This window comes from Mesorhizobium sp. M2E.F.Ca.ET.209.01.1.1, assembly GCF_004010375.2.
Taxonomy (GTDB): domain Bacteria; phylum Pseudomonadota; class Alphaproteobacteria; order Rhizobiales; family Rhizobiaceae; genus Mesorhizobium.
In genome coordinates this window covers 328,726-344,924 of the sequence record NZ_SADP02000005.1, presented here as the reverse complement: position 1 = coordinate 344,924, position 16,199 = coordinate 328,726, and the positions used below count along the sequence as shown (strand labels likewise).

The following is a 16,199-nucleotide window of genomic DNA, read 5'->3' as shown; positions in this document are numbered from 1 at the left end:
GACGCCTACTCTTCCGACGGCATATGCAGGTACATCGACTGGATGCCGACGCGGCCCGGCCCGGTGAAGCGATTGACGACGAAATTCATGGCGGCGCCGAAGAAGCCGCTGGAAAGCTTGTCGATCCTCGTATCCATCCTCACCGAAGCGTCCTTGAACAGCCAGCCGCCTGGCTCGACGTCGATGGTCTCGCCGGGCGCCAGCACCTTTTCGAAGACGTTGCCGTAGCCGTGCAGCCAGACGATGCCGTCGCCGGTCTCGCCACGGAAACGGTCGATGAAGAAGCCGCTCTGGCCGAACAGCATCGTTCCCAGCCCGCGCACCCGCTCGAAGCTGTAGTCGACACTGGCGGTGGCGGCGAGGAACTGATGCTCGCGTACCTGGATTTCCTCGCCGCGCCGGAGATGGATCGGCACGATATGGCCGGGCCCGTCACGGCTGAAGGCGATGACGCCCGGCCCGGACGCCTCGGTGACGAAGATCTGCATGCCGGCGATCATGCGCTTCAGCGCGCCCTTCAGCGATTTCAGGCCGATGGTGATGGTGGTGTTCTTCCAGAGCAGGATGTGGTGCTCGAAATAGACCGGCATGTTGGTCACATCGACCGACAGCACGGGCACCAGTTCGCCGGCGACGTGATAGGTCACGCCGCCAAAAGTCTCGTCCGACACTTCGGTCGGCATCAGTTCCGGCAAGCTCGGCATGGTTCTCCCCCATTGCGGCGACACTTGTGCCTTGTGGAGTTCGCGACGCCGGCGACGACCAGCCTTTATCGCGCGAATCGGCGCGATCAAATCAAAACCGCGCGATGAACAGGCGTGCCCGATCTAGCCCAGCCGTTTTTCCATGATGAGCGCGGGCAATCCCGAATTGCCACCGCAATTGGCGGTCCTGCCCGCCGGCCGGAATCCATTGGTCTCGTAGAAGGCGATCGCCACGGCATTCGCTTCCTCGACTTCGAGGCGCAGCGTATCCATCTCCGGAAAACTGGCTTCGACTTCGTCGAGCAGCGACTGGCCAATCCCCTGCCGCTGACAGGCCGGATGCACGTATAGCTGGTTCAGAAGGACGATCTTCGGATCGGTGGTAGCGGCGGCGAATGCCATGCCGCCGAGCCGCTTGCCGTCGTCAGCCACAAGGAACTCGGAATTCGGCCGCGTCAGCCGCGCCTTGAGCGAGGCGATCGAATGCCAGTCGTCGGTGATCGCCGTAACCCGCTGGACGCCGTAGATGCCGTCATAGGTCGCATGCCAGGTCTCGACCAGCAGCGCGCGGACCGCAACAAGATCGCGCTCGCTGGCGGTGCGGACGAACATCGCCCTATTCGATGCCGAGCTTGGCCTTGACCAGGTCGTTGACCGCCTGCGGGTTGGCCTTGCCACCGGTGGCCTTCATGACCTGACCGACGAACCAGCCGGCCATGGTCGGCTTGGCGCGCGCCTGCTCGGCCTTGTCCGGGTTGGCGGCGATGACCTCGTCGACGGCCTTCTCGATGGCGCCGGTGTCGGTGACCTGCTTCATGCCGCGGCTCTCGACGAGCTGGCGCGGATCGCCGCCCTCGTTCCAGACGATCTCGAACAGGTCCTTGGCGATCTTGCCGGAAATGGTGCCTTCCTTGATCAGGTCGAGAACAGCGCCCAGCTGCTCAGGCGAAACCGGAGCATTTTCAATGTCTTTTCCAGCCTTGTTCAGCTGACCCAGAAGATCGTTGATGATCCAGTTGGCGGCGAGCTTGCCATCACGCCCGGCGGCAACCTTCTCGAAATAGTCGGCGATCGGCTTTTCCGAAACCAGCACCGAGGCGTCATAGGCCGAAAGGCCGAGCACATCGACCAGCCGCGCCTTCTTGTCGTCAGGCAGCTCCGGCAGGTTCTTGGCAAGCGCATCGACATAGGCCTGGTCGAATTCCAGCGGCAAAAGGTCAGGATCCGGGAAATAGCGATAGTCGTGAGCCTCCTCCTTGGAGCGCATCGAGCGCGTCTCGCCCTTGGCCGGGTCGAACAGGCGTGTCTCCTGGTCGATCTTGCCGCCGTCCTCGAGAATGGCGATCTGCCGGCGCGCCTCGTATTCGATCGCCTGGCCGATGAAGCGGATCGAGTTCATGTTCTTGATCTCGCAGCGCGTGCCGAACGCGCCGCCCGGACGGCGCACCGAGACGTTGACGTCGGCACGCAGCGAGCCCTCGTCCATGTTGCCGTCGCAGGTGCCAAGATAGCGCATGATCGAGCGCAGCTTGGTGACATAGGCCTTGGCCTCCTCGGCCGAGCGGATGTCGGGCTTGGAAACGATCTCCATCAGCGCGACGCCGGAGCGGTTGAGGTCGACATAGGACATGGTCGGGTGCTGGTCGTGCATCGACTTGCCGGCATCCTGCTCCAGGTGCAGGCGCTCGATGCCGACCTCGATATCCTCGAACTCGCCCTGGCGGTCGGGGCCGACCGAGACAATCACCTTGCCCTCGCCGACGATCGGCTGCTTGAACTGCGAGATCTGGTAGCCCTGCGGCAGGTCCGGATAGAAATAGTTCTTCCGGTCGAAGACCGACTTGTGGTTGATCGCGGCCTTGAGGCCGAGCCCCGTACGGATCGCCTGCTTGACGCATTCCTCGTTGATGACCGGCAGCATGCCGGGCATTGCCGCGTCGACAAGGCTGACATTGGCGTTGGGCGCGGCGCCGAACGAGGTCGAGGCGCCGGAGAAAAGTTTTGCTTCCGAGATCACCTGCGCATGCACTTCGAGCCCGATGATGATCTCCCAGTCGCCGGTGGCGCCGGGGATCAGACGTTTTGCGTCGGGGGTGCGGGTGTCGATGATGCTCATGGAGGCCTGCGTATCTTAGAATTCGCGATATGCAAAACGCATATTTCGGTGCGCAACTCCGCTAGTGCAAACCGCCTCGCGAGACAAGCGCCGTTCTCTGGCCTTTTCCGCCACGTTCGCCGGTGAAGCCTAGACCTCGTAGGCGAGTGGCAGGGCAGAAAAACCTGAAACCCTGTGCCCGCGATGTCTCGCGGCGGCGGCTTTTGTTGTTTTTCCCGGGACTTTATCCAAGAGATCGCCTCGGTCCAGTGCCTGACCGCGACGGCTGGCGCTATCCGGGCTTCGATCTTGAGCTCTTTCGAAAACTGAGGCGCAAGAAGGCGGTTTCCTCGACGGCTGGCTGTCCCTACCGCATCACCCGACGCGGGCTCCAACTCGTCCGCGCCGAGTTCGACAACCGATAAAACGCGCCCACGCCGCCGGCTGGCAACAGCCGGCGGTTTCACTCGAGATCAGGCGGTGGCGATGTATTGCTTGATCTCCTCGGCCTCGCGCTCGACATCCTCGATGCGGCGCTTGACCACGTCGCCGATGGAGACGATGCCGTCGAGCAGGCCGTTTTTCTCCACCGGCAGATGGCGGAAGCGGCCCCTTGTCATGATCTCCATGACCTCGTTGACCGTGTGGTTTTCGTTGCAGATATTCACCTTCGGCGTCATCGCCGAACGCACGGGGATATCGAGCGCGGCGGCGCCTTCCCTGGCCACGACCTTGACGATATCACGCTCCGAGAGGATGCCGACGATCTTTCGGTCGCCATTGGTGATGACGAGCGCGCCGATCCTGTGCTCGGCCAGCATGCGAATGGCCTCGCTGAGTTTCTCATTGGGCCCGAGCGTGAACACGTCATGGCCCTTGCTTTCAAGAATTGCCTTAACCGTCATGGCGTCCTCCACTGCCTTTGACGCCGGCTCCCCGCCCCGACCGGCTTTTGAGCCCCCGCGCCCCTAGGAAGACACCGGGTGGCTCTAAGCGCGCCAAGGCGCGCTTGTGTTTTGATGCATGTCGTTTTCCCAAAACCGCTGCGCACTTTTGGGCGACATGCATGGCAACATCGTGCGCCGTGATTGGTTGCTTTTCAAGTGCGCCTAAGGACTAGAGCGTTTCACCGTTTCACGGAAACCGCGAACCGCTCCATGCCTTTGTTTTTACGCAATTCCGGACGGAAAACCGCTGCGCACTTTTCCTGGAATTGCTCTAAGCGGCAGCCAGCGGGCGGTCGAAGAAACGCAATCCGAAAAAGCCGGCGACGAAGCCGCCGATATGAGCTTCCCAGGCGATCTGGCCATCGACGCCCGGCGCGAAGCCGAGCAGGCCGGTGGCCAGGTTGATCACCATCCAGACGCCAAGAAAGGTCACGACGCCGCGCGAGCGCAACACGTCCGCGATCGGCAGCGGCTCGCCGGCGAAGGCCGCCCTGCCGGATGACCGGTCGATGCGGAAGCCGTAGCGCGCGGCCGCGCCCATCATGCCCGAAATCGCGCCCGATGCACCGACGAGCGGCATCTCGCCATAAGGATGCAGCCCCCAGAACAGGACAACCGAGGCCAGCCCGGTCACAGCGTAGAATATGGCGAAGCGCAGCGCGCCGAGGCGATTGGCAAGCGGCGAGCCGAAGGCCGCAAGCCAGATCATGTTGATGGCGATATGGGCAATGCCACCATGCATGAACGCATAGGTGAACGGACGCGTGAACTGGAACCAGTCGAAGCCATATTTGCCGGTGTAGAGCACCGGAATGAAGGCACCGTCATAGAGCAGCACCATTTGCTGCGTCTCGTTCAGCAGATATTCCTGCAGCAGATAAACGACCGCGCAAATGGCGATCACCGCAAGCACGACCGGCGGCAGGTTGAACACCGGTTCACGGCGCCGCGGCTCGGGCGCCTCGTTGGGTGGCGGTTCGGTTTCAGCGGGGCTTACCGGTTCGCTCATGCACCTTCGCGGGTCTGGGACTTGGGGTTTCGGCGAGCATGTAGATCACGCCCGTTCGAATCACAAACGGCTAATCGCCACAGCGTCTCAGCCGAAAAGGGGCGAATCAGAACAGGGTCGAATCAAAAAAGAGGCCGTTCAGGTGTCCCCTGAACGGCCGGTCGAGTCCCCTGCTCCCCGTAAACTCGTGACTGAAGTGCTGCCGGTCGCTCGCTAGAACGACCGTTTTGGAGTGGTTTTGATGTGCCACGGGCCTCAGCGGCACGCAATGTAAACCACTTGTTAACCTTAACGACCCCGAGGCGTGAACAAACGTTAACGATACTGGCACGCATCCTGCTCCGCACCGCATGAAGGTCATCGGAGGGCGCCCTGTCTGTTCGCCGATGGGACATCAAAAGACAGATTGTGCGGAGCGGAATGGACATGAAAGAAAAAGGATCAATCGCGCTGTTCCAATATTGGAACCAGCTGCGTGATGGCCGTCTCGCCCCGAAGCGATCGGAAGTGGAGCCGGCCGACATCAAGTCACTTTTGGCGGACACCTTCATCCTCGAGCGCGACACGCGCGGCGAAGCGGTGTTTCGGCTGGCCGGCACGAGGCTCTGTGCCTATTACGGACGCGAGCTAAAGGGTTTCTCTTTTCCTTCGCTCTGGCGCGAGAAAGACCAGCGGCTGGTGTCGCGGCTTATGCAGGGCGTTTTCGATCAGAAATCGGTTCTGTTCATGACTTACGAGGGATTCAGCCGCAACGGCCGCTCCAACAAATTCGAGCTCCTGGCGCTGCCGTTGGATGGGGGCCACGAGAACCCGCGCTGCCTAGGCATTATCAGCGCCGCCGAAAAGCCGTTCTGGCTGGGCGCGGACCCGCTCGCCGACGCGCTCATCGACACAATCCGGGTGATAGATCCCGACAAGGAACCGATGTTCCTGAAGAACCGGCCGGCGATCGAGGTTCCCTCACTCGTTCCGTCCGAATTCGATCCCCCGGAAACCATTTCGGCGCTCGGCCGCGTGCGCCGCATCCGCCACCTCGTCGTTCTCGACGGCGGACGTCACGAATGAGCTTGGCCGCGCGGGATTTTCCTCTCACCCGCGGCTAATTTTCTGCGCCGTACAAGTCTCCAGGCCCGGGCTTTCGCGGCCGATTTTTCCCGTTTGTTAACCTGCTTCGCTGTAGTTTTTCAGGCGAGATTCCACGCATCGTCGCGCGGAACGCCAATGGGGTGTAGGCAGTCATGAGGTCAGCGGCGGTAGAATTTGCACCGTCACGAGCTGAGCGGCGCAACTTCCAGCGTGTCCGGGTCAAGATTTACGGGCGCTTTATGCTGGAAGACCGCACCGAGCATCCATGCCAGGTGATCGATATGTCACCCGGCAACGTCGCGCTGCGCACCGACCGTATCGGCATGCCGGGCGAGAAGGTCATCGCCTATATCGACCATATCGGCCGCGTCGAGGGGATCGTGACGCGCACGTCGCAGGACGGTTTCGCCATGACCGTCATCGCTTCCGACCGCAAGAAGGACAAGCTTGCCGCGCAGCTCACCTGGCTTGCCAACAAGCATGAGCTGGACCTGCCCGAGGATCGTCGCCACGAGCGCGTGGCGCCGCGCAATCCTATGAGCGTCCTGCAGCTTACCGACGGGCGCCAGTATCAGTGCCGCATCATCGACCTGTCGCTCTCGGGCGCCGCGATCGAGATCGACGTCAAGCCGGCGATCGGCATCCAGGTCATGCTTGGAACCATGCGCGGCCAGGTGGTGCGCCATTTCGAGGACGGCGTCGCCATCGAATTCGCGGTCATCCAGCGGCCGGAAACGCTCGACCAGGAATTCAACGCGCCGCGGTCATAGAGGGCGAAGCCGCCGAGCTCGTACTTTCCTGGAATCGCTCAAGCGCAGGGCCTGCCCGCAAGCGAAGCGGACCGGCCCCTGGCGGCCGGTTTTTTGTTGCCCGGTCTGGCCGGCCTGGTGACCGGCGGAACGTCGCAAATCTGAATAATCCAAGATCGCGATAGTTCAACTTTTATGTTTATTCTACTGGCGTTTTACTCAATGTCTACTTCGGGTTTTTGCGTCAAATAAATCCCAACGTGGCACAGTCTCCTCAAACGGGGAGACTACAAGAATGAAAATGACGAGGGGCAAGCTGTTGCTCTTGGCAATGGCGATGCAGCTTTCCGCCTGGGGCACGGCAAGCGCAGGACCGGTTTACATGCATACGGGTGGCCGCACCACCCAGCCGGTCGGTCACTATGATTTCTGTCAGCGCATTCCGGGGGAATGCAACGAGCGGACGCCGAAGGGGTCGCCGGTCGAACTGACGCGCAAGCTGTGGGCAACGATCGTTGACGTCAACAATTCGGTCAACACCCGCGTCAAGCCGCGCACCGACATGGAAATCTACGGTGTCGAGGAATACTGGGCCTACCCCGACAATGGCGTTGGCGATTGCGAGGACTACGCGCTGGAGAAGCGTCGCGAGCTGATGGCCGCGGGTGTTCCGGCCGGCAATCTGTTGATGACGGTGGTGCGCCAGCCGAATGGCGACGGCCATGCGGTGCTCACCGTGCGCACCAGCCTCGGCGAGTTCATCCTCGACAATCTCGAGCCGAAAGTGCTCGCCTGGAACGATACGGTCTACACCTATCTCAAGCGTCAATCGACTGAGAATTCCGGCGTTTGGGTGACGATCAACGACGGCCGCGAGGACGCGGTCGCCAGCGTCCGCTAAGGCGGCAAAGCGATCGGGCACGTCGCGGTGACGCGGCGCGCCCAGAGAGAAAGCCCGGTCGAGTCCCCACCCTCCCCGTCCCCAACGACCGGGTTTTAGGAGCCGGCCCCTGTCCCCGGGGCCGGCTCCGCTGTTTTAGGCCGTGTCTGTCGAGGGCAAACGACCGGGATCTTGCCGAGGGCCGCCGCCGAGACGGCCTTTCCGAGCGAGGTGGAAGGGCGCAATATAGGTCGCTCATTGCGGATGAAGGCGATGCTGGAAGTCCCTGAGGATCGCGGCGCCCGACACCGGCTTTTCAAGGCTATAGACGAAGCGTTCAAGGCCGGAGATTTCGCGGCCCTGGGCGTTGCGCTCGGCGGCTCCGCACGCTGGTTCGACGAGCGGATGCCATTCGAGCTCGGCCTTGGCCACCCGTTGGAATATGCCATCTACTGGAGCCCGGCCGCGTTCATCACCGCGCTTCTCGATGCCGGCTCGAACCCGAACTACGAAGATCTGGCCGGCTTTCCTTCGATCATCGCGGCATTGTCGACGGAAAGGCCGGATCGGCTGGACGTCATCCATATCCTGCTCGAGCATGGCGCCGATCCGAATATGCGCGGCGTGAACGACTGGACGCCCCTGCACTACGCGGTTTCGCGGCGTGACGTCGAGGCAATCCACCTGCTGCTGCTCTCGGGCGCGGACCCGTCGCTAAGGACCCGCATCGACGACTATGAGACGCCATTGGAAGGCGCCGAAGAGGCCGGCTTCGAGGCCGGCGCCTTTCTGCTGCGGGAAGCGATGAACAGCCGCCGTGGATGACGCGCGGCGCGCGGCCGCCCTTATACCACCGTCAGCTTGGCCTTGAAGCGTTTGGCGTTGGCCACGTAATGCGCCGCCGAGACGCGCAGCCGCTCGATTGCCGCTTCGTCCAGCGTCCTGATCACCTTGGCGGGCGAGCCGACGATCAGCGAATTGTCGGGAAAAACCTTGTTCTCCGTCACCAGCGCGCCGGCGCCGACCAGCGAGTTGTTGCCGATCCTGGCGCCGTTCAACACGATGGCACCCATGCCGATCAGGCTGTTGTCGCCGATCGTGCAGCCATGCAGCAGCGCCCTGTGGCCGATCGTGCAGCCTTCGCCGATGGTCAGCGGAAAGCCCGGATCGGTGTGCATGATCGTATGTTCCTGCACATTGGTATCGGCGCCGATCGAAATTGGCTCGCCGTCGCCGCGGATGGCGACGCCGAACCAGAAGCCGACATTGCGCCCGATCCGGATATTGCCGATCAGCGTGGCGTCCGGCGCGATCCAGTTGGTTTCCGCATCCTCGAACTCAGGCGCTTTCCCATCGATCGCATAGACCGGCATTTTGTGTCTCCGAATCGTCTCAACCAGAGAATTCGAAGGACCCTAAGTTCTCGGTCGCCCAGGATGCAATGGCGATGAGCACGATGCCGAGCGCCAGAGCCCAGGCGATGGCCGTGCAACCGCAGGACAACAGCGCCATCGTGGCGATGCGGCCCTCTCGTCGGGCGGCCAAGGCTTCGTTGGTAAGCATGAACGGTCCGGCGCAAGCCGTTGCCGCGAGCGAGCGCAGGATATGGACCGGCGAGACATAGGGCTCGGCAAAGGCCAGGCGCCGGCCTGACAACAGTTCCATGGCCGATCCGGCCAGCCCGCAGGCCGTGACACCAACCGCGAAAGCGTAAAGAACAAGCACAATGGGATCCATGTTTACCAACCGTTTACCATGAAAACGCACAGTCGTGCCAACGCGCTGCAAGAGCCATGCCGCGCAGGCTGTGCCGCCGAAGGACAGGTGGGCGGATCGGGAAAGAGCGAATGAGACAGGCAACCGCCGCGGAGAGCCCGGACTTCGAGGTCGTCGATTCGACCTTGATGAAGCGGGTCTTCTATATTTTCGCGGCGCTGGCGCTGCTTTCGGTGGCCATCAGCGTCGGCGGCAAATGGCTTGGACGGTCGATCGCCATGGCCGGCTATACCGATGACACGACGGTGCGCCGGATCGTCATGGGCAACAATCTGATCAGCGTGCCGGCAAACTTCATCCGCTTCGACCAGGCGAGGCGAGACGGCATTGCCTCGCGGCTCGATCTCTATCTGCGCTATCCCGAGATGGACGGCTACAGCGCGGCCGCGCGCGACGACTTCAACCACACCACGGCCAGGAAGATCATCTTCTTGTCGTTCGAGCCGCGGATGATGTCGCGCGACATGAGCGGCCGTTTCGCGCCGATCTACAGCGCCCTGATCGAAAAGCCCGGCACGCCCGGTCCAGGCGGGACGACGGTTTACGCTTTCAGCGAAAAATCAGGCTATCTCAACGAGGTGCTGGCCGTCGCCTCGCGCCCCGGCAAGGATCCGTTCGTGGCCCGCTGCCTCAGCGGGCCGAGCGCGGAAGAATCGCTGGCGCCTTGCGAGCGCGACATCCAGGTCGGCGACGACCTCAGCCTCACCTACCGTTTTCCGCGCGAGCTGCTGGCGAACTGGCCGGCGCTCGATGCGGCAATTGCCGCCAAGGTGGCGAGCATCCTGAAGACAGGACATTAGCGGCTGGCTCAACGCTTCTCCGTCCCGGGCGCCAAGACATTGTCTGGCATCGGACTGACAAGGCGCGCTAAAGATCGAGCATGACGCCAGCTTATCTCGCCTTCGACCCGTCCGGTCGCCGCCTGCGCCTCGACCCGCACGAGCCGGCCTTCGTCCAGAACCCCTATGAGGCCTATGCCTTCCTGCACGGCACAGCCAACGCCTTCTTCTGGGAAGACTACGGTTTCTGGTGCTTTGGCGGTTTCGACGACGTCAACCGGCTGCTGCGCGACCGCCGTTTCGGCCGCCAGAATCCGGCCGGTATTCCCGACAGCCGCGGCATTGGCGACGACCGCTCGCACCTCGTGGCTTTTGATGCGATCGAGGCCAATTCCATGCTGGAACTCGAGCCGCCAGTGCACACCCGGCTGCGGACGCTGGTCAACCGCGCCTTCGTCTCACGCCAGGTCGAGCGGCTCAGGCCACGCATCGAGGTATTGGCCAACGAGCTGGTCGACCGCTTCGAGCCAAACGGCGTCGACCTGCTGCCTGCCTACGCCTCGCCCCTGCCGATCACCATCATCGCCGAGATGCTCGGCGTGCCGGTCGAGATGGGGCCGCAACTGCTCGACTGGTCGCACCAGATGGTCGCCATGTACATGCATGGCCGCACGCGGGAAACCGAGGACACCGCCAACCGCGCCGCGCGCGATTTCGCCGCGTTCCTGCGCGGCTTCGTCGCCGAGCGGCGCAAGAAGCCTGGCGACGACCTGCTGTCGCTGCTGATAGAGGCCAGGGACCACGGCCAGAAGCTGTCGGAAGACGAGCTGGTTTCCTCGGCGATCCTGCTTCTCAATGCCGGCCACGAAGCGACGGTGCACCAGACCGGCAATGCGGTACGTTCGATCCTGGCCCAGGGCGGCGATCCGCGCCGGTTCTTTGAAACGCCAGAAAAGAACGTCGCGGCAGTCGAGGAATGCCTGCGCTTCGACGCGCCGCTACACATGTTCCTGCGCTATGCCTATGAGGAAATCGAAGTTTCGCCAGGCATATCGGTCAAGCCAGGCGAAATGGTCGCGCTGCTGCTCGGCATGGCCAATCACGATCCCCTGGCTTTTGCCGAACCCGATACCTTCAATCCGGCCCGCATGGACCAGAAGAACGTCTCCTTCGGCGCCGGCATCCATTTCTGCATCGGCGCGCCGCTGGCCAGGCTTGAGTTGCAGGTGTCGCTGAAGACGTTGTTCGACCAGCTGCCGGATCTGCGCCTGGCGGAGACGCCGCGCTTCCGCGACACTTACCATTTCCACGGACTGGAACGGGTTGCCGTCACGTTTTGAGCCTAGGCCTGCGCCGCTTCGTCATCCTTGACGAGGCGATGGGGCCTACTCAGAGCTTGATCACATATTCCTTGCGCGTCGTCTCGAGCACTTCCCAGGTGCCCTTGAAACCAGGCCTCAGCACGAAGCTGTCGCCGGCCCGCACGGTGCGCGCCTCGCCGCCGTCCTCGGCGATGACGGAAACGCCGGACAGGATGTGGCAGAACTCCCATTCGTCATAGACGATTCGCCATTTGCCTGGCGTCGCTTCCCAAATGCCGGCGTAGAGGCCGCCGTCGCGCTCCTCGACATTCCAGGTGCGGAATTTCGGATCGCCGGAGATCACCCGGTCCGGGGCCGGCGCGCCGGCCTCCGGTTCGACGCTGTCGATATTGACCTCAAGAAAGGCCGACATGTCAGACCTTGCCGAGCGCCTGTTCGAGGTCGGCGACGATGTCGTTGACGTCCTCGATGCCGATCGACAGCCGCACGGTGTCCGGCCCGGCGCCGGCCTTGACCTTCTGCTCGTCGGAAAGCTGGCGGTGCGTGGTCGAGGCTGGATGAATGACCAGCGACTTGGTGTCGCCGACATTGGCCAGATGCGAGAACAGTTCCAGCGCCTCGACGAATTTGACGCCGGCCTCGTAGCCGCCCTTGAGACCGAAGGTGAAGACGGCGCCCGCGCCCTGCGGCGAATACTTCTTCTGCAGCGCGTTGTTCTTGTCGCTCGGCAGCCCGGGATAGTTCACCCAGGCAACCTTGGGATGGTTTGAGAGCCAGCCGGCAACGCTCGCGGCGTTGTCGCAATGGCGCTGCATCCTGAGTGGCAGCGTCTCCAGGCCGGTCAGGATTAGGAAGGCGTTGAAGGGCGAGATCGCCGGGCCAAGGTCGCGCAGGCCGAGCACGCGCGCGGCGATGGCAAAAGCGAAGTTGCCGAAGGTCTCGTGCAGCACCAGGCCGCCATATTCAGGCCGCGGCTCCGACAGCATCGGGTATTTGCCCGATTTCGACCAGTCGAACGTGCCGCCGTCGACGATGACGCCGCCGATCGAATTGCCGTGTCCGCCGATGAATTTTGTCAGCGAATGGACGACGATGTCGGCGCCGTGCTCGATGGGCCGCACCAGATAGGGCGAGGCCAGCGTGTTGTCGACGATCAGCGGCAGGCCGTGCTTGCGGGCAATGTCACCGATCTTCTCGATATCGACGAAGGTGCCGGCGGGATTGGCGAGGCTCTCGATGAAGATCGCCTTGGTCCTGTCGTCGATCTGGCTTTCGAAGGTCGCCGGATCATTCGCCTCGGCCCAGCGCACCTCCCAGCCATAATTCTTGAAGGCATGGCCGAACTGGTTGATCGAACCGCCATAGAGCTTGTTGGCGGCGACGAAGTTGTCGCCGGGCTGCATCAGATTGTGGAAGACAATGACCTGCGCGGCATGGCCGGAAGCGACGGCAAGCGCCGCCGTGCCGCCTTCCAGCGCGGCGACGCGCTCCTCGAGCACCGCCTGCGTCGGGTTCATGATGCGGGTGTAGATGTTGCCGAAGGCCTTCAGCCCGAACAGCGAAGCGGCGTGGTCGGCATCGTCGAAGACGAAGGAGGTGGTCTGGTAGATCGGCGTGGCGCGGGCGCCAGTGGCCGGATCTGGCTTGGCGCCGGCATGAACGGCCAAGGTGTTGAAACCGGGCGTACGGGTCATCGAAATCCCTCTCCTGATCTTCGAAAAATCGCCGGGCATTCTTGGCGAAGCCCGAGTTGGAATGCAAAGAAGAAAATACCTTTCCGGGTGCGATCTGCCGCGAACGCCCGGGAAAATGCGTTTCTCCCCGGAATAATTTTGCGCGAACCGCTGGGGGCCTACTTCTGCCGCACGCCGAAGCTCTGAAATCCCTGGCGCATCAACGGCTTTTTCGACGACAGAACGCCGGAGTTGACACCAGTCCAGCCGATCTCGCCCGACAGCTTGCCATATTCGATCTTCGGGCAGCGATTCATCACCACCTTGATGCCAGCCGCCTCGGCGCGGGCCGCGGCCTCGTCATGGCGCACGCCAAGCTGCATCCAGACGACCTTGGGCAGCGGATCGAGCTTCAGCACCTGGTCGATGATGCCGGGCACCGCCGCGGAGCCGCGAAAAACATCCACCATGTCGACCGGATGCGGCAGATCGGCCAGGCTGGCATAGACCGTCTGTCCGAGGATCTGCTTGCCGGCTTGGCCGGGATTGATCGGCAGCACCGAAAAGCCCTTGGCCAAAAGATATTTCAGCACGAAGTAGCTTGGCCGCACATCGTTGGGCGAGGCGCCGACCATGGCGATTGTCTTCACCGAGTTCAGAATGCCGGCGATGTAGGCGTTGTCGTAGGTGTCGTGATTCATGGCTCGTCCTCATACAGCGCTTCGGCGAGAAAGGCAGCCGGATCGCTGCAAAAGTCGCGCATCATGCGAAAATGATCGGTGTCCTGAAAATCGATCGGATCGAGGCCGAAGCGGCTGATGCGGAAGAGCCGCGCGTTCGGACAAGCCATCAGCAAAGGCGAGTGCGTGGCCATGATCACCTGCGCGGTGCCGGATTGCTCCATGCGCTGAAGCAATTTGAGCAGCTCGATCTGTCGCGTCGGCGAGAGCGCGCTTTCGGGCTCATCGAGGATGTAGATACCTTGCCGGCGGCAGCGCTCCTCGAAGAAGCGGATAAAGCCCTCGCCATGCGACCAGGACAGGAAGTCGGGTGGCGCACCGCCGGATTCCCGCGCCGCCTCATCGAGATAGCGTGCAACCGAATAGAATGACTCGGCGCGAAAGAACCAACCCGCAGTCACCTTTGGCAGCCAGTGGCACCGGAAACTGCTCGCCAGCCCTGCGCCGCTCTTGTCGATGGCGCGAGAATGGTCGACGGGCATGTAGCCCTTGCCACCGCCGGCTTCATCGTAGCCAGCCAATGCTCCGATCGCTTCCAGCAGCGTCGATTTGCCGGTACCGTTCTCGCCAACGATGATCGTGATGGCCGAGGCGAATTCGAACTCGAACTCGCGGTCGCGGAAAATCGGCAGGTTCCAGGGATATTGCTCCCAGTCGGCAACACGCGACGGCTCAAGCAGGATGCGCTTGAGGTAGGGCGCTTTCAGCCGCGTCAGTTGCTTGCGGGCAGCCACGTCGAACCCTTAGCGATGGAATGGCGCGGACCCATTCAAGCCGCTACTCGTCTGTCCATTCCGGCTTGCGCTTGCCGATGAAGGCGCCGATGCCTTCCTCGGCGTCGCGGGCCAGCATGTTTTCCACCATCACACGGCCGGTATAGGCATAGGCGTCGCCCAGTCCCATCTCGGCCTGGGCATAGAACGCTTCCTTGCCGGTCTTGACCACCAAAGATGATTTTGAAGCAATGGTTTGCGCGTATTTGTTGACAACCTGATTCAGATATTCGCGCGGCACAATGCGGTTGATCAGGCCGAACTCCTTGGCGGTCGCGGCGTCGATCGTCTCGCCGGTGAGCAGCATTTCCATCGCCTGCTTGCGCGAGACGTTGCGCGACAGCGCCACCATCGGCGTCGAGCAGAACAGGCCGATGTTGACGCCCGGCGTGCAGAAGCTCGCCTCGTGCGAGGCGATGGCGAGATCGCAGCTCGCGACCAGTTGGAGGCCGGCGGCGGTTGCCAGGCCGTCGACCTCGGCGATCACCGGTTTCGGGTGGCGCACGATCGTCTGCATCAACTTCGCGCAGGCAGCGAAGGTCTTTTCGAAGAAAGCCTTGCCGCGATCCGCTTCGGCGCGGTGCGCCGTCATCTCCTTGAGGTCGTGACCGGCGCAGAACACTTTGCCCGACGCCGCCAGGACGATCACGCGCACGGATTTGTCTTCTCTCACGCGATCGAACTCGGCTTGCAGCGCCGCCATCGTCGCCAGCGACAGCGCATTGGCCGGCGGGCTGGCCAGCGTGAGACGCAAAATGCCCTTGTCCTGGCTGACAAGAACGGGGCCGTCGACGACGGCGGGCTTGATGGCAACAACTTCAGCCATGTCCAATCTCTCGGGTCAGCGCTTGCGGCGCATGGAGCAACAGAACTAGCACGCTGCCGGTTGAAGAACAGTCGCGAGACGTGTTTTCTCCGTCGCACCGTTTGGTCCAGGCACATCGCCCGGAGCCCACCATTCATATAGGACGCCGCCATGCCTGCCCAAAGCGATCTGAAGCCCATGCTCAATGCGGCGGAAGTCAACGCGCTGATGGCAAGCGTCTATCCGCAACTCAACGACAACTTCACCTCCTACGAGGCGATCGACGTGTTTCCCGGCGGCTGCACGGTTCGGCTCAATGCCGACGAGCGGCATCTGCGTCCCGGCGGAACGGTATCCGGTCCATCGCTGTTCACGCTTGCCGACATCGGCGGCTATGTCTGCGTGCTCAGCCACGCCGGACCGGATGCGCTTTCGGTGACGGTCAACCTCGACATCAACTTCATGCGCAAGGCCGAGGCCGGTCCGATCGACGGCCATTGCCGGATCCTGAAGCTCGGCAAAAGCCTGATGGTGTTCGACATCGACATCGTGGCGGGCCCGGACGGACACACTGTGGCCCACGCCACGGGGACCTACTCGATCCCGAGGAAGCGTGATAGTGATGCGGTAAAATAATACCGTCTTACCAACGTGCTGTTTTTATTATATTTATTCGCTGAAACTCGTTTTCCGTTGCCTTGACGCGTCAGGCGCCCTCGCCTATAAGCCTATCCGAAGCAGCGGCCCGCAATGGCCGCCGTTTTGTTATTTGGCGGGTGGCTCCGGCTTTCCCGTCAATCCAAGCAACAAGAAACGCCTTCTCCTGCCCTTTGCAGGGAAGGTCAACCTGAGAGCAAAACC

General features: G+C 62.4%; 19 protein-coding genes and 1 pseudogene. 8 read left to right on the top strand and 12 right to left on the bottom strand.

Translation table 11 applies throughout. The features are described 5' to 3' along the window. Positions 1 to 5: 5 nt before the first annotated feature. From EN852_RS13100 to gatB, 3 genes are all read right to left on the bottom strand, one after another. Positions 6 to 704, bottom strand: a complete 699-nt coding sequence (locus tag EN852_RS13100; protein ID WP_127873751.1) for an AIM24 family protein — start codon at positions 702 to 704, stop codon at positions 6 to 8. Positions 705 to 827: 123 nt separating this feature from the next. Next, complete coding sequence (locus tag EN852_RS13095; RefSeq protein ID WP_127873752.1) at positions 828 to 1,316, bottom strand: GNAT family N-acetyltransferase; 489 nt, start codon at positions 1,314 to 1,316, stop codon at positions 828 to 830. Positions 1,317 to 1,320: 4 nt separating this feature from the next. Further along, on the bottom strand, positions 1,321 to 2,820 hold the full coding sequence (gene gatB / locus EN852_RS13090; RefSeq protein ID WP_127873753.1) for an Asp-tRNA(Asn)/Glu-tRNA(Gln) amidotransferase subunit GatB: 1,500 nt from the start codon (positions 2,818 to 2,820) through the stop codon (positions 1,321 to 1,323). A gap of 257 nt (positions 2,821 to 3,077) precedes the next feature. On the opposite strand from gatB, the pseudogene EN852_RS42300 reads away from it, so the two are divergent. Then, a pseudogene (locus EN852_RS42300) lies at positions 3,078 to 3,224 on the top strand (YjhX family toxin); the annotation flags it as partial. Positions 3,225 to 3,272: 48 nt separating this feature from the next. Here the strand turns inward: EN852_RS42300 and EN852_RS13080 are convergent. Both EN852_RS13080 and EN852_RS13075 read right to left on the bottom strand, forming a co-directional pair. Continuing rightward, positions 3,273 to 3,704 (bottom strand): CBS domain-containing protein, encoded by a 432-nt coding sequence (locus EN852_RS13080; protein ID WP_127873754.1) that lies wholly within the window; start codon positions 3,702 to 3,704, stop codon positions 3,273 to 3,275. Between the two features lie 313 nt (positions 3,705 to 4,017). Next, positions 4,018 to 4,755, bottom strand: a complete 738-nt coding sequence (locus EN852_RS13075) for a rhomboid family intramembrane serine protease (RefSeq protein WP_127873755.1) — start codon at positions 4,753 to 4,755, stop codon at positions 4,018 to 4,020. 426 nt (positions 4,756 to 5,181) lie between these two features. Between EN852_RS13075 and EN852_RS13070 the strand changes: the two genes are divergently transcribed. The 4 genes from EN852_RS13070 (at position 5,182) to EN852_RS13055 (ending at position 8,295) form a co-directional block, all read left to right on the top strand. Beyond that, positions 5,182 to 5,820, top strand: a complete 639-nt coding sequence (locus EN852_RS13070) for a PAS domain-containing protein (RefSeq protein ID WP_042643989.1) — start codon at positions 5,182 to 5,184, stop codon at positions 5,818 to 5,820. A gap of 173 nt (positions 5,821 to 5,993) precedes the next feature. After that, the gene (locus tag EN852_RS13065) at positions 5,994 to 6,611 is read left to right on the top strand and encodes a PilZ domain-containing protein (protein ID WP_095820716.1); all 618 of its coding nucleotides are present in this window, start codon (positions 5,994 to 5,996) and stop codon (positions 6,609 to 6,611) included. Between the two features lie 274 nt (positions 6,612 to 6,885). Further along, the gene (locus tag EN852_RS13060; RefSeq protein WP_127873756.1) at positions 6,886 to 7,491 is read left to right on the top strand and encodes a transglutaminase-like cysteine peptidase; all 606 of its coding nucleotides are present in this window, start codon (positions 6,886 to 6,888) and stop codon (positions 7,489 to 7,491) included. 252 nt (positions 7,492 to 7,743) lie between these two features. Next, complete coding sequence (locus EN852_RS13055) at positions 7,744 to 8,295, top strand: ankyrin repeat domain-containing protein (protein ID WP_127873757.1); 552 nt, start codon at positions 7,744 to 7,746, stop codon at positions 8,293 to 8,295. Between the two features lie 20 nt (positions 8,296 to 8,315). Here EN852_RS13055 and EN852_RS13050 read toward each other — a convergent pair whose 3' ends face one another. Both EN852_RS13050 and EN852_RS13045 read right to left on the bottom strand, forming a co-directional pair. Next, positions 8,316 to 8,843 carry a gamma carbonic anhydrase family protein gene (locus EN852_RS13050; RefSeq protein WP_095818442.1) on the bottom strand — a complete coding sequence of 176 codons (528 nt, stop codon included), beginning with the start codon at positions 8,841 to 8,843 and terminating at the stop codon, positions 8,316 to 8,318. 19 nt (positions 8,844 to 8,862) lie between these two features. After that, positions 8,863 to 9,207, bottom strand: a complete 345-nt coding sequence (locus EN852_RS13045) for a hypothetical protein (protein WP_127873758.1) — start codon at positions 9,205 to 9,207, stop codon at positions 8,863 to 8,865. A gap of 110 nt (positions 9,208 to 9,317) precedes the next feature. Here EN852_RS13045 and EN852_RS13040 point away from each other — a divergent pair, with 110 nt between their 5' ends. Then, positions 9,318 to 10,046: a hypothetical protein gene (locus EN852_RS13040; protein ID WP_127873759.1), complete on the top strand. Its 729-nt coding sequence runs from the start codon at positions 9,318 to 9,320 to the stop codon at positions 10,044 to 10,046. 80 nt (positions 10,047 to 10,126) lie between these two features. Continuing rightward, entirely contained in the window at positions 10,127 to 11,365 is a 1,239-nt protein-coding gene (locus tag EN852_RS13035) for a cytochrome P450 (protein WP_127873760.1), read from the top strand. A gap of 49 nt (positions 11,366 to 11,414) precedes the next feature. On the opposite strand, the gene EN852_RS13030 is transcribed toward EN852_RS13035, so the two are convergent. The 5 genes from EN852_RS13030 to EN852_RS13010 form a co-directional block, all read right to left on the bottom strand. Then, complete coding sequence (locus EN852_RS13030) at positions 11,415 to 11,759, bottom strand: cupin domain-containing protein (protein WP_127873761.1); 345 nt, start codon at positions 11,757 to 11,759, stop codon at positions 11,415 to 11,417. Position 11,760: 1 nt separating this feature from the next. Continuing rightward, entirely contained in the window at positions 11,761 to 13,041 is a 1,281-nt protein-coding gene (locus EN852_RS13025; RefSeq protein WP_127873762.1) for an O-acetylhomoserine aminocarboxypropyltransferase, read from the bottom strand. A gap of 158 nt (positions 13,042 to 13,199) precedes the next feature. Then, on the bottom strand, positions 13,200 to 13,721 hold the full coding sequence (locus EN852_RS13020) for a CoA-binding protein (RefSeq protein ID WP_127873763.1): 522 nt from the start codon (positions 13,719 to 13,721) through the stop codon (positions 13,200 to 13,202). Beyond that, positions 13,718 to 14,494 carry an AAA family ATPase gene (locus EN852_RS13015; RefSeq protein WP_127873764.1) on the bottom strand — a complete coding sequence of 259 codons (777 nt, stop codon included), beginning with the start codon at positions 14,492 to 14,494 and terminating at the stop codon, positions 13,718 to 13,720. The genes EN852_RS13020 and EN852_RS13015 overlap by 4 nt, the downstream gene beginning before the upstream one ends. 43 nt (positions 14,495 to 14,537) lie before the next feature. Further along, positions 14,538 to 15,359 (bottom strand): enoyl-CoA hydratase, encoded by an 822-nt coding sequence (locus tag EN852_RS13010; RefSeq protein WP_127873765.1) that lies wholly within the window; start codon positions 15,357 to 15,359, stop codon positions 14,538 to 14,540. Positions 15,360 to 15,509: 150 nt separating this feature from the next. On the opposite strand from EN852_RS13010, the gene EN852_RS13005 reads away from it, so the two are divergent. After that, positions 15,510 to 15,974, top strand: coding sequence for a PaaI family thioesterase (locus EN852_RS13005; protein WP_127867883.1), 465 nt, complete (start codon positions 15,510 to 15,512; stop codon positions 15,972 to 15,974). The last annotated feature ends 225 nt before the right edge of the window (positions 15,975 to 16,199 follow it).

Coding starts and splice junctions, on each gene's coding strand:
- EN852_RS13065 (WP_095820716.1), top strand. CDS start 5,994: ATGAGGTCAGCGGCGGTAGAATTTGCACCGTCACGAGCTGAGCGGCGC.
- EN852_RS13060 (WP_127873756.1), top strand. CDS start 6,886: ATGAAAATGACGAGGGGCAAGCTGTTGCTCTTGGCAATGGCGATGCAG.
- EN852_RS13025 (WP_127873762.1), bottom strand. CDS start 13,041: ATGACCCGTACGCCCGGTTTCAACACCTTGGCCGTTCATGCCGGCGCC.
- EN852_RS13095 (WP_127873752.1), bottom strand. CDS start 1,316: ATGTTCGTCCGCACCGCCAGCGAGCGCGATCTTGTTGCGGTCCGCGCG.
- EN852_RS13050 (WP_095818442.1), bottom strand. CDS start 8,843: ATGCCGGTCTATGCGATCGATGGGAAAGCGCCTGAGTTCGAGGATGCG.
- EN852_RS13100 (WP_127873751.1), bottom strand. CDS start 704: ATGCCGAGCTTGCCGGAACTGATGCCGACCGAAGTGTCGGACGAGACT.
- EN852_RS13055 (WP_127873757.1), top strand. CDS start 7,744: ATGCTGGAAGTCCCTGAGGATCGCGGCGCCCGACACCGGCTTTTCAAG.
- gatB (WP_127873753.1), bottom strand. CDS start 2,820: ATGAGCATCATCGACACCCGCACCCCCGACGCAAAACGTCTGATCCCC.
- EN852_RS13005 (WP_127867883.1), top strand. CDS start 15,510: ATGCCTGCCCAAAGCGATCTGAAGCCCATGCTCAATGCGGCGGAAGTC.
- EN852_RS13030 (WP_127873761.1), bottom strand. CDS start 11,759: ATGTCGGCCTTTCTTGAGGTCAATATCGACAGCGTCGAACCGGAGGCC.
- EN852_RS13070 (WP_042643989.1), top strand. CDS start 5,182: ATGAAAGAAAAAGGATCAATCGCGCTGTTCCAATATTGGAACCAGCTG.
- EN852_RS13035 (WP_127873760.1), top strand. CDS start 10,127: ATGACGCCAGCTTATCTCGCCTTCGACCCGTCCGGTCGCCGCCTGCGC.
- EN852_RS13080 (WP_127873754.1), bottom strand. CDS start 3,704: ATGACGGTTAAGGCAATTCTTGAAAGCAAGGGCCATGACGTGTTCACG.
- EN852_RS13045 (WP_127873758.1), bottom strand. CDS start 9,207: ATGGATCCCATTGTGCTTGTTCTTTACGCTTTCGCGGTTGGTGTCACG.
- EN852_RS13040 (WP_127873759.1), top strand. CDS start 9,318: ATGAGACAGGCAACCGCCGCGGAGAGCCCGGACTTCGAGGTCGTCGAT.
- EN852_RS13010 (WP_127873765.1), bottom strand. CDS start 15,359: ATGGCTGAAGTTGTTGCCATCAAGCCCGCCGTCGTCGACGGCCCCGTT.
- EN852_RS13075 (WP_127873755.1), bottom strand. CDS start 4,755: ATGAGCGAACCGGTAAGCCCCGCTGAAACCGAACCGCCACCCAACGAG.
- EN852_RS13020 (WP_127873763.1), bottom strand. CDS start 13,721: ATGAATCACGACACCTACGACAACGCCTACATCGCCGGCATTCTGAAC.